At 40.3% G+C, this 799-nt stretch carries 2 pseudogenes; both read left to right on the forward strand.

Annotated features, from left to right (window positions below):
- A pseudogene (gene ytrC, locus ACWHAR_RS25815) lies at positions 1–510 on the forward strand (ABC transporter permease YtrC); the annotation flags it as partial.
- Between the two features lie 29 nt (positions 511–539).
- Positions 540–799, forward strand: a pseudogene (gene ytrD / locus ACWHAR_RS25820) (ABC transporter permease YtrD); the annotation flags it as partial.

Raw genomic sequence — 799 nt, forward strand, 5'->3', positions numbered from 1 at the left:
GCTGGTGCATTAACGGGGAGTGTTTTTGCCCAGTTATTAACGGCATTTGCTGCTGCGGTATTGCCGTATTTAATTGTTGCATTGCCGGTTGGAAACTTTGAAGTTGTTTTTGGTGTGAATATATGGGAAATGTTCCCTTCCCCGGAGGTGTATTTCTCTCTGACGAGCAATTTATTATATCTTGTGCCCATTGGTTATGTTGCAAGTGACTGGCTTATCGATAGTAAATATATTTTAATGATTCCAGCTGCCATGAGCATTCTGTTTTACTTGATTGGTTTGATAAGCTTCAAAAAGCATCCCAGTGAACGAAACGGACACTTTTTCTTATGGAACAGATTAGACCGTCCGGTGCAAATTCTGGTTATGGCTTTCGGCATCCTTGGATTTGGTTTATTTGGATACTATACCGGACATTCCATTATTGGTTATATTTTGGGTATGATCATTGGGGCAGTGGCTGGATTCTTTGTGAGCTACTTCTCTATTTATAAGAAAACAAAAGTGTAAGAAATGCCATAGGTTTGGAGGGAAGTGAGTTGCCGGATTCCGGACTGCTTTACAAAGAGTGGCGGCAGAATAAAGTCGCCTTAGTTATCACCATTTTGGTTTTTATATTGGGTAATCCATTATCAATTTTAAATATGTATCTCATCTATCAACGCTGTGTCACTGGAAAAGAAAATTGGGTCAGCCCCTGCGTATTCAGCGTTGATTATTTAAACAGCTCATTTATCTCATTGTTTTGGATTTGGGGAGTCGTTTTGGCGGTCAGCCAGCTAGGGATTGAACGAAGCAA

Source organism: Bacillus sp. LR--39, assembly GCF_053613335.1.